Genomic DNA, 13,558 nt, shown 5'->3' on the forward strand with positions numbered 1-13,558 from the left:
TCTCTCGGGTCCTTAGACTTTCTGGATCTGGCTGAAGCTGAGTTCCACCGGGGTCTCCCGGCCGAAGATCTCCACCAGCGCCTTGATCCGCTGGGCGTCGGCATTGATCTCCGTGATCGTGGCGTGCAGGGTCGCGAACGGCCCGTCGACCACCATGACCGAGTCACCGACGCCGAAGTCGGCGACCTCGACCTTCTTCTTGGCCGCGGTCTTGGTGGGTGCGGCACCGGTTTCGGCTGCCGCCGCCTCGGCCGCCGCCACGACGGCCGGAGCGAGCATCTTCTCGACCTCTTCGAGGCTGAGCGGGACGGGCTTCTGGCTGTTCCCGACGAAGCCGGTCACCGACGGCGTGTGCCGCACGGTCGACCAGGACTCGTCCGTCAGGTCCATCCGGACCAGCACGTACCCGGGGAGCACGGTGCGCTTGACCATCCGGCGCTGCCCGTTCTTGATCTCGGCGACCTCTTCGGTCGGCACGATGATCTCGAAGATGTAGTCCTCCATGTTCAGGGAGTTGATCCGGTTCTCCAGGTTGCCCTTGACCCGGTTCTCCATCCCTGAGTACGTGTGCACCACGTACCAGTCGCCGATCTGGGAGCGCAGCGTGTTGCGCAGCTCCTCCAGCGGGTCGACCGGCTCGGCCGGCTCCGCTTCCTCGGCTTCTTCTTCGTCCTCGTCGTCCGCCGCGTCCTCGTCCGCACTGGAGAAGACGACGGCGTCGGGAGCGGTCAGCTCCTCGTCGGTGTCGTCGAGCGTGGTCTCGGCGGTCTCCTCGGCCAGCTCGTCGGCGGCGTCGTCGACATCGGCGGCGGTGACGATCTCGTCGTCCTCCGCGTCGTCGGCGGCCTCGACCACCACGACCGGCTCGTCGTCGGAGTCGTCCTCGTCGGGCGTGCCCGCTTCGGCCTCGTCGTCGGCGGCGTACTCACTGTCCGCGTCGACCTCGACATCGTCCTCGTCGTCGTCGGCGATCTCGACGTCGAGATCGGCGAACAGGTCGTCGTCGTCCTCGTCGTCCAGGTCGAAGCCGAGGTCGACGCCGGAGTCAGCGGATACGTCGAACTCGTCCTCTACCTCGAGGACCTCGTCGTCACGCTGGTCGGGCACGTTGTACTCCGTCATCTGTGCATCGGGGGTGGGTCAGGCTGGTGCCGGCTGGCTCAGGTCGATCAGCCGAAGATCTTGAACATCGCCCAGCCGAAGACCAGGTCGAGCACCGACACGATCGCGATCACGAAAACCACGAAGGTCAGCACGACCATGAAGTAGGTGGACAGCTGCTTGCGGGTCGGCCAGACCACCTTGCGGAGCTCGGCGACGACCTGGCGATAGAAGCGCAGCAGCCGGTTGCCCGACTTGCTCTCCGCCGGCTTGCCGGCGCCGGACGGTGCCGGGGTGCGCGTCTCCGTCACGACCTACCTCTTTCGCTAGCGGCGTCCCTGGCCGGCCCTGCGCCGGTCAGGATTTGCAGGGCACGAGGGACTTGAACCCCCAACCTTCGGTTTTGGAGACCGATGCTCTGCCAGTTGAGCTAGTGCCCTCTGCAAATCTGGTACTGCTTCCCAGACGCCGCCGGACCTGATCCAGGGCATGCCGGATCAGGGCCATCAACGCCCGGACTAGAAGAGTGTACGGGGTCGGGGCCACCTGGTCGAACTGAGCCCAGGTGAGGCACCGAGCGCCCGCCACGCCCCACTCCGGACGCCGTACCGCGGGCAGAACGATACCGTCTCCACCTCCCGACAACGGCGAGGGGTGGGGATGAGTTCCGCCCACCAGCCGGCCATCGGCCGCGAACCAGCTGCACATCACCCGTCCATCGCCCGCGAACCAGCTGCCCGTCGGGTCGCGAATCGTCCGTCCGTACGCCGGTCACCAGGCGATACCGAGGTGTGACGAACCTGGCGGCAGTGCCAGGATGGGCGGCATGGTCTCCCGTATTTCTGCACGGATCGGTGCAATCAGTGAATCGGCCACGCTCGCGGTGGACGCGAAGGCGAAGGCGCTCAAGGCCGCCGGCCGCCCGGTGATCGGCTTCGGCGCCGGCGAACCGGACTTCCCCACCCCGGACTACATCGTCGAGGCGGCCGTCGCGGCCGCCCGCGATCCGAGGAACCACCGCTACAGCCCGGCCGGTGGTCTGCCGGAGCTCAAGCAGGCGATCGTCGACAAGACCAAGCGGGATTCCGGGTACGAGATCGAGGCGAGCCAGGTGCTCGTCACCAATGGCGGGAAGCACGCGGTCTACAACACGTTCGCGACGCTGCTGGACCCGGGCGACGAGGTGCTGCTGCCGGCGCCGTACTGGACCACTTACCCCGAGACGATCCAGCTGGCCGGCGGCGTACCGGTCGAGGTGCTCGCCGACGAGACGCAGAACTACCTGGTTACCGTCGAGCAACTGGAAGCCGCCCGGACCGAGAAGACCAAGGCGCTGCTGTTCTGCTCGCCGTCGAACCCGACCGGCGCGGTGGACACCCCCGAGGCGATCGAGGCGATCGGCCGCTGGGCGTTGGAGCACGGCATCTGGGTGATCACGGACGAGATCTACGAGCACCTGACGTACGGCGACGCGAAGTCGACCTCGCTGCCGGTCGTCGTACCGGAGCTGGCCGAGCACACCGTCGTCCTGAACGGCGTCGCCAAGACGTACGCGATGACCGGCTGGCGGGTCGGCTGGATGATCGGCCCGAAGGACGTCATCAAGGCCGCGACCAACCTGCAGTCGCACCAGACGTCCAACGTCTGCAACGTCGCGCAGCGGGCCGCGATCGCCGCGCTGACCGGTGACCTGACGGCCGTCGACGAGATGAAGGTCGCGTTCGACCGGCGCCGCAAGCTGATGGTCTCGATGCTGAACGAGATCCCCGGCGTCGAGTGCCCCGAGCCCACCGGCGCGTTCTACGCCTACCCCTCGGTGAAGGGCGTGTTCGGCCGCGAGCTCAACGGCCGTACGCCGACCACCTCCACCGAACTGGCCGAGATCATCCTCGACGAGGCCGAGGTCGCCGTCGTACCGGGCGAAGCCTTCGGCGCCCCCGGCTACCTGCGCCTGTCCTACGCCCTCGGCGACGACGACCTGATCGAAGGCGTCTCCCGCATCCAGAAGCTCCTGGGCTGACGTTTCGCAGTTCTTCGAAGTGCCGGTATTCGGTGACAGTGCCGGTCGGCCACGGCGTCGGAACGGGTATGAACCCTTTCCCCCGTACGACGAGGTCGCTCGGCGCGGGCCTGAGCGCCCTGGCCCTGGCCGCCGGGTCGTCCGCCCTCCCGGCATCAGCCGGTGGGACCGAGCAGACTTTCGAGCTCACGATCAAGCACCTCGACCGGTCGGGGGCGGTGACCGGGAACTATCTCGACACCCTGCTGGATCGGTACGCGGCCTCCCCCGACCTGGTGCAGCTGAACGAGCCGGACGGGACCTCCCGGGTGCGGCTGCCGAAGGGGTCGTACCTGCTGGAGACCACGATCGGAGTCGGCAAGGACGCTCCGGAGCACAACTTCCTGGTCACTCCGAAGCTCGAATTGACTGCAGACCTGACGCTCACCATTGATGCCCGGCAGGCCCAGCCGGTGCGGATCTCCGTCCCCGAGCCGAGCGCCAGGCGAGTGTTCACGTCGGTCGACTACACGTTGACCACGACAGCTCAGCCGTACAGCAGCAACGTGATCGGGGACGGAGACACCAAGCTCTACACGGCCCAGCTAGGTCCGTCGCCGGCCGGCTTCAGCGGCCGGATCAACAGCGAGTGGGCCAAGCCCAGCGCGGCCGGAACGACCCCGTTCCAGGCCACTCCGTACATCTACTCCGTTGTCCAGGACAGGCCTGGCAGCTTCTTCACAGGGTTCGACAAAGCAGTGCGGCCGACCGAGCTGGCAACTGTCCGTCCGACCCTCGTTGCCCAGGGCAAAGGCACCGGAGCCTCGTACGGCGTGATGCCGGCGACGCCTGTGCTCGAGGGTGGCCACGGCATGACCTACTGGTATCCGAACCTCCCAGCCACCCCTACTGTCCACGTGACTGCCGTCGGCGCGACCTGGTCGGCCTCGACCGCTTTCCGGGATGCCGAGCAGGCAGAGGCGCCCAGCAACCAGAACGGCACAGCAACGTCGTACCAGGCGGGCAGGAGCTACTCGGAGACCTTCGGCGGCGCTGTGCTCGGCCCGGCCTTTCCAGCACCCCCGTACGCCGACAGTCCCTTCGCCTATCGCGAGGGCGATGTCATGTCGTTGCTACCGGTCATCGGAGACAGCGCGGGACACTCCGGCGCGGCAGCGACCGGCCCCGGCACGCTGAGTGTGACCCGCGACGGCAGTTCGCTCGCCGAGGTCGCTTACGAGCCGGGTAATCCACCGGCCTTGGTCACGGTTCCGGCAGCCAGTGGCCGCTACCGCGTCGATCTGGCCACGAATGGCACCGGGGTACTCGGCACCTCCACCGCCGTACGGACTTCCTGGGCCTTCAGGTCGGCGAGGACTACCAAGCGGGTCGCACTCCCCCTGTGGGCGGTCAGGTTCGCGCCGCCGGTCGATGACCACAACACCCTGAGGTCCGGGCCGACCCACGCCCTTCCGATCGTCGTCGAGGCCCAGCGGGACGCTGCGGTGGGCAAGCTGACCACGCTGACGGTCCAGACCTCGACCGATGACGGCAAGACCTGGCAGGACGCGCCCGTGACGGCAAGCGCTGCAGGCAAGTACACCGCAGTGGTCTCGGTGCCGGTGGACGCTTCGTCTGTCTCACTGCGCACGCGGGCGGCGGACTCGCTCGGCAACACGGTCGACGAGACCATCACCAGGGCCTACAAGGTCACCCGCTGATCCGCGGCGGTCCGTCCGGTTTCCTTGGCCGGGTGGACCGCCGGTTTCGTCAGAAGCCGATCCGTCGGTAACCTTCTGTGATGACGAGTCGGGACCTGCGGCTGCTGCCGAAGACCCACCTGCATCTGCACTTCTCCGGCTCCATGCGGCATCTGACCCTGGTCGAGCTGGCCGACAAGCACGGCGTCCGGCTGCCCGACGCGCTGCGCACCGACTGGCCGCCGGATCTGTCCGCCGCCGACGAGCGCGGGTGGTTCCGCTTCCAGCGGCTGTACGACATCGCCCGGTCCGTACTGCGGACCGAGGAGGACGTACGCCGCCTCGTCCGCGAGGCAGCCGAGGACGACCGCGCCGACGGCTCCCGCTGGCTCGAGATCCAGGTGGACCCGTCGGGGTACGCCGGCCGCTTCCACGGCATCACCGAGTTCACCGATCTGGTCCTGGACGCTGCGCGCGATGCCGCCGCATCCACGGGGATCGGCGTACAGGTGGTGATCGCGGCGAACCGGACCCGGCATCCGCTGGACGCGCGGACCCTCGCGCGCCTAGCAGCGCAGTACGTCGGACGGGGCGTGGTCGGCTTCGGGCTGTCCAACGACGAGCGGCGCGGGACCACCTCAGAGTTCTCCGCGGCCTTCCGGATCGCGCGGAACGCGGGGCTCCTCGCAGTACCGCACGGCGGTGAGCTGTGCGGCCCAGCGACGGTGCGGACCTGCCTGGACGAGCTCGGAGCAGGCCGGATCGGCCACGGGGTGCGTACTGTCGAGAATCCAGATCTTCTGAAGCGCGTGGTCGACGCCGGGGTCGCGCTCGAGGTCTGCCCTGCTTCCAACGTCTCGCTGGGTGTCTACCAGCGCGCCGAGGACGTGCCGCTGCGACAGCTGTACGACGCCGGTGCGCGGATCGCGCTCGGGGCGGACGATCCGTTGTTGTTCGGCTCCCGGCTTGCGGAGCAATACGAGACGGCTCGGAATGTGCACGGCTTCAACGACGCCGAACTGGCTGAGCTGGCCCGAGGCTCGGTGCTCGCGTCGACCGCGCCCGCCGACGTACAGAAGGGTCTGCTCGCGGAGATCGACGAGTGGCTCGGTGTCGACCAGCCGGCGCCGGTGGCTTCCTAGCCAGTTCACGCGGAGTGCTCGGCGAGTGCATCCCGAGGGCATTGCGGCGGGCTGGGAGCAGGCCTAACTTTGCGGCATGACGCCGACGAAGATCCTGCTGCCCGAGGACGAGCTGCCGACCCGCTGGTACAACGTGCTGCACGATCTTCCGACGCCACCGCCGCCGGTGCTGCATCCCGGCACCGGGCAGCCCGTCGGACCGGATGACCTGGCGCCGCTGTTCCCGATGGACCTGATCATGCAAGAGGTGTCACAGGACCAGTACGTCGACATCCCTGGTGAGGTGCTCGACGTCTACCGCCTGTGGCGCCCGAGTCCGCTCTACCGGGCGCATCGGCTGGAGAAGGCGCTGGATACGCCCGCGCGGATCTATTACAAGTACGAAGGCGTGTCCCCGGCCGGCTCGCACAAGCCGAACACCGCGGTCCCGCAGGCCTACTACAACGCGAAGTCGGGTGTCCGGAAGCTGACCACGGAGACGGGCGCCGGCCAATGGGGAACGGCGCTGGCGTTCGCGTGCGCGCAGTACGGGCTGGAGTGTGAGGTCTGGCAGGTGCGGGCGTCGTACGACCAGAAGCCGTACCGACGCACGATGATGGAGGTGTTCGGGGCGACCGTCCACGCGAGCCCGTCGGAGTTGACCGAGGCCGGCCGGAAGATCCTCGCGGAGAACCCTGCCTCCACCGGCTCGCTAGGCATCGCGATCAGTGAGGCCGTCGAGATGGCGGTGCAGGACCCGACTGTGCACTACGCGCTCGGCAGCGTGCTGAACCACGTCCTCCTGCACCAGACGATCATCGGCGAGGAGGCGCTGATCCAGCTCGCGATGGTCGGTGAGACCCCCGACCTGCTGATCGGCTGCACCGGCGGCGGGTCGAACTTCGGCGGGCTGGCCTTCCCGTTCCTCCGGGAGAAATGGGCCGGCCGGATGGCGCCCGTCGTACGGGCTGTCGAGCCGGCCGCGTGCCCGTCCCTCACCCAAGGCACGTATGCCTACGACTTCGGCGACACCCTCGGCATGACGCCACTGATGAAGATGCACACCCTCGGGCACGATTTCGTGCCGGACCCGATCCACGCCGGTGGGCTGCGGTACCACGGGATGAGCCCGCTGATCAGCCATCTCTACGAGACCGGCGAGATCGAGGCGATCGCGAAGAACCAGTCCGACTGCTTCGCGGCCGGCGTCCTGTTCGCCCGGACCGAGGGGATCGTGCCGGCGCCGGAGCCGACGCATGCCCTCGCGGCCGCGGTCGAGGAAGCCCAACGCTGCAAGGAGTCCGGCGAGGAGAAGGTCATCCTGACCGCCCTGTGCGGACACGGGCACCTCGACCTGGCGGCGTACGACGCTTATCTCGCCGGCACGATGACCGATCGTTCCTGGGACGACGCCGACCTCCAGGCCTCGGTCGCGAGCGCCCTCGAAAAGCTACCGGCCGTCTAGAACCGCTTCCACCAAGGCTTCTTGTACTTCGGGACCGCGGCCAGCCAATCGGCCGGGATCTCCCAGCCCTTGGCCTTGATGCTGTCGAAGTACAAGGCCTTGATGGAGTCGGGCAGCCAGTAGGTGGCGCTGGTCTGGTCGGCGACCTCGAAATACGTGGTGCCGTCACCCCAGACTGTCGCCAAGATGGAGCAGTAGGCGAGCCGGGTGTAGTCCCAGCGAGCCTGTTCGTCGGCCAGGTCGAACTCGCGTTCCGTCACGGTCGAATACCACGCCCGCTTGGGCTCGGCCGCCGGTATCGCGTCGATCAACTCTTGGACGACAGCCCGGTCATCGGTCATCTCGTCGGGCAGCCGGAGCAACGCCGGATCGAGCACGGCCGACCGGATCCAGGGTTGCGCGACCTCGAGAAACGTCTCGAGCAACGCGAACGCTTCCTCGGCCCGCTCGAAAAGACTGAGCTCTGCATGCAAGATGGTGAACGCTTCTTGGGGCACGCCTCACCCTAGCCAGGGGCTTTTTCGGGGCAGATTTTCGGGGCATCGCGGGGCATCTCGGGGCATCTCGGGGCAGGTCGTCCACAGGGCCTGTTTCGGCCGTCGCTGGGCGTGTTCGGGCACCTACAGTTACCGCCATGTCAGAGGCCAACGGGTTGTTACGAGCCGCGCGGGAGCGGACACCGTCGCGGCGCGCGCCGGGTGAGTACATGTCCCGCGCCGAGCTCGCCGAGGCCGTCTGCAACTGGTTGTGGGAGACGACCGGGATGCAGTACGACCTCGACGGGCACTACATCGCCAAGCTCGAACGCGGTGCCGTGCGCTGGCCGGGCGCGGCGTACCGATCGGGTCTGCGGCACGTGCTGAACGTCAGCAGCGACAGCGAGCTCGGCTTCATCCAGTCCGGTCCGGCGGGCTCCTTCGACTCCGACCTGACGCACTGTTCGACGGCCGGGCTGGCCGACGAGCTGATCGATGCCGGCGACGAGTCAATCACGATGCTCGCCCTCGCCGAGGAGTCCAACGTCGGCGACCTCACCGTCGAACAACTGCACGCCGACATCGAGCGGATCGCGCTGAACTACCTCAAGGTGCCGACCAAGCCGCTCTTCCTGCGCACGAAGGTGGTCCGCGACCGCGCGTTCAAACTGCTGACCGGCCGCCAGCCACCGCACCAGACCCGCGACCTGTACGCCGCGGCCGGCTGGGCGATCACCCTGCTCGGCTGGATGTCGGTCGACCTCGGCCGGCCCGATGTCGCCGAGAGCCACACCCGGACCGCCTGGGCGTGCGCCGAAGCCGCCGACTTCGACGAACTCCGCGCCTGGGTCCGCGCCACCCAGCACACCGCCGCCTTCTGGCAGGACGACTTCGCCCGCGCCGCCGACTACGCCCTGGACGGCCTCCGGTACGCCGAGGGCACGGCCGCCCTGTTCCTCGCCAGCGTCGCCGCGGTCGACCTCGGCCGGATGGGTCGCCTGGACGATGCCCACGACGCGCTGGACGCGGCGAAGCGGACCACGATCAACCCGTCCGTCACCGACATCGGCGGCCCCTTCCGCTGTACGCCGGAACGCGCGGAGGGGATCTGGTCGGACGCGCACCTGACCCTCGGCGAAGCGCAGTACACGCTGCAGCACGCTGATCGTGGCGTCGCCTTGTTCGAGGCGGCTCCGCACGCGCTGCGCAACTACGGATCTGAGCGGATGGTCCGGTTGCAGCAGGTGAAGGGACGACTGGAGACCGGCGAGCTCGACGGTGCCCTGGAAGCCCTGAGACCAGTGCTCGCCATTCCCTCGGAGTACAGGGTCCGGCCGTTGATCCACCGGATCAGCGAGGTCGCCGCCCTCACCCGCGGCGAGCGCTACGCCGAGGAGAGCAAGGCCCAGGCGATGTACGAGGGCATCCGCGAATTCGTCCGACACCCGGCCGCCGAGACGCGGCCGGACCGACTGATTGGAGTCACTGATGACCGATGAGGTCCGCGACCACTGGTACTGGCGACCCGGCTGGCGGCCCGGCCGGTCCTTCTACACCTGGCATCTCACCTTCGCCGAGTCCGCGTCGGTAGTCGGCCTGGCCAACTCGTACGCCGACGTGCTGGCGCAGCTGCCCGGGATCACCCCGGTGCCGCCGCGATGGCTGCACCTCACCATGCAAGGCGTCGGCTTCACCGACCGCGTCCCGGACGCCGACCTCGACGAGATCGCCCTGGCCACCGAATCACGGCTGGCCCGCTGCTCCCCGTTCCAGGTGACCGTCGGCCCAGCCGTCGTCGACCCGGAAACCGTCCAACTCCCGGTCACCCCGGTCGCACCCCTGCAAGACCTCCGCAACCGCCTCCGAGCCGCCATCGGCGACGTCTGGGGCCCCGACGCGATCCCCGAGAACCCCCAACTCAACCCCCACATCTCCCTCGGCTACTGGAACACCCCCGCCCCCGCCGCCCCCCTCAGAGCCCTCCTGTCCCAATCCCCCGCCACCACCGCAACCACCACCATCGCGGCCATCTCCCTCATAACCCTCCACCGAAACCACCAAGTCTACGAATGGACCACCCGCAAAACCCTTGGCTTCTAGCAAGGCAAAAGGCTGGGGAAAAGTCAGAGCCCCGGCGACATGACCTGAGTCAGCGGTCCACCGGGGCTTTCATCACAAAGAATAGCAGCACGAGGACGAAGAATGATCCACCTCGATCCCCCACCGTCAGGACCTTGGGTCGAGAGCTGGCTGAGTAAACCCCGCCTGGCAAAGTACTTGACCGCCGCCGACGGACATCCTCAACGCGCGCTCCGGCTTTACGAGTGGAACTCGCAGGTGAGTGCCGCGCTGATGCGCGACCTGGCACACCTGGAGATCGCATTGCGTAACGCTTACGCCGAGGCGATCGCCGAGTATTGGGCCGGCCGATCGGTCGACTGGACCCGGTCGGCAACCACGCTCTTCGCGCCACTGATCCGCAACCGCAACGGACGCCGCGTGGACATCAACACCCAGCACCGCGAGCAACTCCTCGCAGCCTGCGCCCGCGTACGGCCGACGGATCCACCCGGGAAAGTCATTGCCGAGCTTCCCTTCGGGTTCTGGCGCTATCTCAGTTCAGCAGCTCATGAGAAGACGGTATGGGTCCGCTATCTGCACCGGGCATTTCCACCCGGCGCAGACCGAAAGCGCGATGTCGACAACAGCGCTGCAGCCCTCAACCGATTGCGCAATCGCGTCGCCCATCACGAACCTCTGATCGACGAAGACCTGATCGCGGCATCGAGACGAATAATCCGGCTGGCCACACTGCTGAACAACAGGCTCGGACAGTACGTCGCTGCAACCTCCGCAGTGGTTTACCTCGTTCGGCAGCGAGAGGAAGAGTGAGCCTGTCTGCACGCCGAGCAGTGGTTCAGAGGGAGCAGTTCACCAGGACTGGTTCGTTGATGAGGGTGATGTTGAAGGCCTGGTGGACTTCGGCGCGGACGTGGGCGGCGAGGGCGAGGATTTCCTTGGCTGTTGCGTCGCCGCGGTTGGTCAGGGCGAGGGTGTGCTTCGACGACACCGCCGCTCCGCCGATCGCGAACCCCTTCGCCACGCCGGCGTGCTCGATCAGCCAGGCTGCGCTCGTCTTCACGCGGCCGTCCGGCTGCGGCCATTGCGGTGCACCTGCCGGTACGTCGGCCGTCGCGTCCAGCATCGGGTTGGTGAAGAACGACCCGGCGCTCCACGTGTCGTGGTCCGCCTCGTCGAGCACCATCCCCTTGCTCCGGCGCAACCCGAGCACGGCCTCGCGGACCTCCGTCATCGGCGCCCGCTTCCCCTGCTCGACGCCGAGAACCCGCGCGAGTTCGGCGTACCCGATTGGCGCGGACAGCGCACCGAGTGGCAACTGGAAGGCGACCTCGAGTACGGCGTACCGCGCGGGCTCCGCCTTGAATCGCGAACTGCGGTAGCTGAAGCCGCAGTCGGCCGCGAAGATCGTCCGGACCGCGTTGTCGACCCGGTCCCAGACCCGAACGGACGCGATCGTCTCGGCGACCTCGTGCCCGTACGCGCCGACGTTCTGCACCGGTGTGGAACCGGCCAGGCCCGGGATGCCCGACATCGATTCGAGCCCCGACCACTCCTCCGCGATCGCGCGCTGGACGACCTCGTCCCAGTCCTCACCCGCGGCGACGTGGATCATCGCGCCCGAACAGGCGTCCGCGTCGACCCGGATCCCGCGGTTGGCGACCTTGATCACCGTGCCCCGGAACCCCTCGTCGGCGATCACCACGTTGCTGCCACCCGATAGCAGCAACACCGGCTCGGCAGCGGCATCCGCGTCTCGTACGGCGGTGATCAGTTCTTCCTCGGTCGTCGCCTCGATCAGGCGATCGGCCGGCCCCCCGACCCGCAGGGTGGTCAGGTCGGCCAGGCGCACATCAGTCTTCACGAGACGCGCACTACCGCCCTGGCCCGGCCGAGGACCTTCTCGTCGCCGCAAACCGCGGTGATGTCGATCTCGGCGCGGCCGTCGGCGACCTTGTCGACCTTCGCCGAGAAGGTGATCGTGGCGCCCTTGTCGTCATCCGGTACGACGACCGGCTTGGTGAACCGTACGCCGTACTCGATCAGGTCGGCCGGATCGCTCAGCCAGTCCGTCACCACACGCGCAGCCGAGGCCATCGTGAGCATCCCGTGCGCGATCACGCCGGGCAGCCCGAGCGCGACGGCCATCCGGTCGTTCCAGTGGATCGGGTTGAAGTCGCCGCTCGCACCGGCGTACCGGACGAGGTTCTCGCGGCGCACGGTGACGGTCAGCGGCGGCAGCTCGGTGCCGACCTCGACGCTGCTCATGAGTCCGCCCGGTTGTGCGAGACGGTCGCGGTGGAGGTGGCGAGCTGCTCGCCGTCGCGACCGGTCAGAACGGTCTCGTACATGATCACCTCGACGTCACCTGCTTTGCGGACGGTGGTGATGGTCGCCGTGGCGGCCACCTCGTCGCCGACCCGGATCGGGCGGACGTAGTTGAACTTCTGCGCGCCGTGCACGATCCGGTCCAGCCGCAGCCCGAGCTCCGGGTCCGCCAGCAGCAGATCGAGCGCGGGCGCGCTGAGCACGAACGCGAAGGTGGGCGGCGCGACGGCGTCGTCCCCCCGGTACGCCGGGTTGGGGTCGCCGATCGCCTCGGCGAACTCGCGGATCTTCTCCCGGCCGACCTGATAGGACTCGGCGGCCGTGTAGCTCCGGCCGACCATCGTGGCGTCGATCGTCATGGCCAGTAACCCTACTGGCAGACTGGGACACCGAGTGCCGCCACCCACTCTGCTGAGAACTCTCTGGGGAAGGCAGGACGTGTGACGGCAGGACGCGCGGGCGTGGCCGCTCTGGCTCAATACGCCCCTCGCTACGGCGTGGAGCTCGGCGAACCGAGCGGCTCCGAGTGGCTGCGAGTGGACCGGATCCTCGAACCGGACGGCCCCGAACTGACCGAGCTGCTCAAACGCGACCACGACGCAGGCGGACACGTCAACGACCACGCGGCCGCACTCAGCCTGATGTCCTTCTACGCCGGCCGAGCCCCAGCCACCGCCCTGCTCCTCTGGGCCCTCGAAGGCCGAGTACTGGACATCCGCCCCCACAACCTCTGGGTCCGCCCCCACGACGGCCACGGCATCGCATCGGTCGCCATCCGCTCGGCCCGCTTCCTCCCAGGCGGCCTGCAAACCCTGTACGACGTGGTGCTCACCCAGCACCTCTTACCGCTGTCGCTTGAGCTGCACCGCCGTACCCGCGCCGGCCTCCGCCAACTCCACGGCGGCGTAGCAGCCGGCTGCGCCATGGCCTTCTGCGCCGCCACCCGCGAGGACATCACCATCGACCCAGCCTTCCTCCTGGACCGCTGGCAAACCTTCATCACCCGAGCCCCGGCAGGCCTGGCCCGCCTAGGCGACGTCACCACAGCCGCCAACAAACTCGTCTACCTCCGCAACACCTGCTGCCTCTACTACACCAGCAATTCAGCCGCCGGCACCGTCTGCGGCTCCTGCTGCCTAACCCCCCGCCCCGACCGCCTAGCCGCCTACAACACCGACAAACCAATCCTCACGGTCTAGATGTACCCGGCCGAGACGTTGGTGACGTTGGGGTTGGTGGGTTGACGTAGGGAAGACCTCCGGAGTGCGGTGGAGATAGCCGTCTTCACC

The 13,558-nt window shown here is 68.0% G+C and carries 14 protein-coding genes and 1 tRNA gene; 8 read left to right on the forward strand and 7 right to left on the reverse strand.

Translation table 11 applies throughout. From position 1 onward, the window contains the following. Positions 1-12: 12 nt before the first annotated feature. The 3 genes from nusG to DIZ26_RS19335 all read right to left on the reverse strand — a co-directional run bounded on the left by nusG (position 13) and on the right by DIZ26_RS19335 (position 1,541). Positions 13-1,122 (reverse strand): transcription termination/antitermination protein NusG, encoded by a 1,110-nt coding sequence (gene nusG / locus DIZ26_RS19325; protein WP_112243310.1) that lies wholly within the window; start codon positions 1,120-1,122, stop codon positions 13-15. 47 nt (positions 1,123-1,169) lie between these two features. After that, entirely contained in the window at positions 1,170-1,412 is a 243-nt protein-coding gene (secE, locus tag DIZ26_RS19330) for a preprotein translocase subunit SecE (RefSeq protein WP_112243312.1), read from the reverse strand. Between the two features lie 56 nt (positions 1,413-1,468). Further along, a tRNA-Trp gene (locus DIZ26_RS19335) sits at positions 1,469-1,541 on the reverse strand. Positions 1,542-1,927: 386 nt separating this feature from the next. On the opposite strand from DIZ26_RS19335, the gene DIZ26_RS19340 reads away from it, so the two are divergent. The 4 genes from DIZ26_RS19340 to DIZ26_RS19355 all read left to right on the forward strand — a co-directional run bounded on the left by DIZ26_RS19340 (position 1,928) and on the right by DIZ26_RS19355 (position 7,386). Next, a complete protein-coding gene (locus DIZ26_RS19340; protein ID WP_112243314.1) occupies positions 1,928-3,121 on the forward strand; it encodes a pyridoxal phosphate-dependent aminotransferase in 1,194 nt (397 codons plus the stop codon). 68 nt (positions 3,122-3,189) lie between these two features. Beyond that, positions 3,190-4,821 carry a hypothetical protein gene (locus tag DIZ26_RS19345; RefSeq protein ID WP_112243316.1) on the forward strand — a complete coding sequence of 544 codons (1,632 nt, stop codon included), beginning with the start codon at positions 3,190-3,192 and terminating at the stop codon, positions 4,819-4,821. Positions 4,822-4,901: 80 nt separating this feature from the next. Continuing rightward, complete coding sequence (locus DIZ26_RS19350; protein WP_112243318.1) at positions 4,902-5,942, forward strand: adenosine deaminase; 1,041 nt, start codon at positions 4,902-4,904, stop codon at positions 5,940-5,942. Positions 5,943-6,018: 76 nt separating this feature from the next. Beyond that, complete coding sequence (locus DIZ26_RS19355) at positions 6,019-7,386, forward strand: TrpB-like pyridoxal phosphate-dependent enzyme (protein WP_112243320.1); 1,368 nt, start codon at positions 6,019-6,021, stop codon at positions 7,384-7,386. Here DIZ26_RS19355 and DIZ26_RS19360 read toward each other — a convergent pair. Further along, positions 7,383-7,883 (reverse strand): hypothetical protein, encoded by a 501-nt coding sequence (locus DIZ26_RS19360; protein WP_112243322.1) that lies wholly within the window; start codon positions 7,881-7,883, stop codon positions 7,383-7,385. The genes DIZ26_RS19355 and DIZ26_RS19360 overlap by 4 nt on opposite strands. A 137-nt stretch (positions 7,884-8,020) precedes the next feature. On the opposite strand from DIZ26_RS19360, the gene DIZ26_RS19365 reads away from it, so the two are divergent. The 3 genes from DIZ26_RS19365 to DIZ26_RS19375 all read left to right on the forward strand — a co-directional run bounded on the left by DIZ26_RS19365 (position 8,021) and on the right by DIZ26_RS19375 (position 10,754). Beyond that, positions 8,021-9,361 (forward strand): hypothetical protein, encoded by a 1,341-nt coding sequence (locus tag DIZ26_RS19365; protein WP_232828443.1) that lies wholly within the window; start codon positions 8,021-8,023, stop codon positions 9,359-9,361. Then, positions 9,351-9,962 (forward strand): 2'-5' RNA ligase family protein, encoded by a 612-nt coding sequence (locus tag DIZ26_RS19370; protein WP_112243326.1) that lies wholly within the window; start codon positions 9,351-9,353, stop codon positions 9,960-9,962. The genes DIZ26_RS19365 and DIZ26_RS19370 overlap by 11 nt, the downstream gene beginning before the upstream one ends. A gap of 102 nt (positions 9,963-10,064) precedes the next feature. Continuing rightward, positions 10,065-10,754: an Abi family protein gene (locus DIZ26_RS19375; protein ID WP_112243328.1), complete on the forward strand. Its 690-nt coding sequence runs from the start codon at positions 10,065-10,067 to the stop codon at positions 10,752-10,754. 25 nt (positions 10,755-10,779) lie between these two features. On the opposite strand, the gene DIZ26_RS19380 is transcribed toward DIZ26_RS19375, so the two are convergent. From DIZ26_RS19380 to DIZ26_RS19390, 3 genes are read right to left on the reverse strand one after another with little or no spacing between them, the layout of a single operon-like run. Beyond that, the gene (locus tag DIZ26_RS19380; protein WP_232828444.1) at positions 10,780-11,805 is read right to left on the reverse strand and encodes a UDP-N-acetylmuramate dehydrogenase; all 1,026 of its coding nucleotides are present in this window, start codon (positions 11,803-11,805) and stop codon (positions 10,780-10,782) included. Continuing rightward, positions 11,802-12,209: a MaoC/PaaZ C-terminal domain-containing protein gene (locus tag DIZ26_RS19385; RefSeq protein ID WP_112243330.1), complete on the reverse strand. Its 408-nt coding sequence runs from the start codon at positions 12,207-12,209 to the stop codon at positions 11,802-11,804. Before DIZ26_RS19385 ends, DIZ26_RS19380 begins: the two co-directional genes overlap by 4 nt. After that, the gene (locus tag DIZ26_RS19390; RefSeq protein WP_112243332.1) at positions 12,206-12,628 is read right to left on the reverse strand and encodes an FAS1-like dehydratase domain-containing protein; all 423 of its coding nucleotides are present in this window, start codon (positions 12,626-12,628) and stop codon (positions 12,206-12,208) included. Before DIZ26_RS19390 ends, DIZ26_RS19385 begins: the two co-directional genes overlap by 4 nt. Positions 12,629-12,709: 81 nt before the next feature. On the opposite strand from DIZ26_RS19390, the gene DIZ26_RS19395 reads away from it, so the two are divergent. Further along, positions 12,710-13,468 carry a (2Fe-2S)-binding protein gene (locus DIZ26_RS19395; RefSeq protein WP_232828445.1) on the forward strand — a complete coding sequence of 253 codons (759 nt, stop codon included), beginning with the start codon at positions 12,710-12,712 and terminating at the stop codon, positions 13,466-13,468. Positions 13,469-13,558: the final 90 nt, after the last annotated feature.

The organism is Kribbella monticola, assembly GCF_003261635.1.
Classification (GTDB): Bacteria; Actinomycetota; Actinomycetes; order Propionibacteriales; family Kribbellaceae; genus Kribbella; species Kribbella monticola.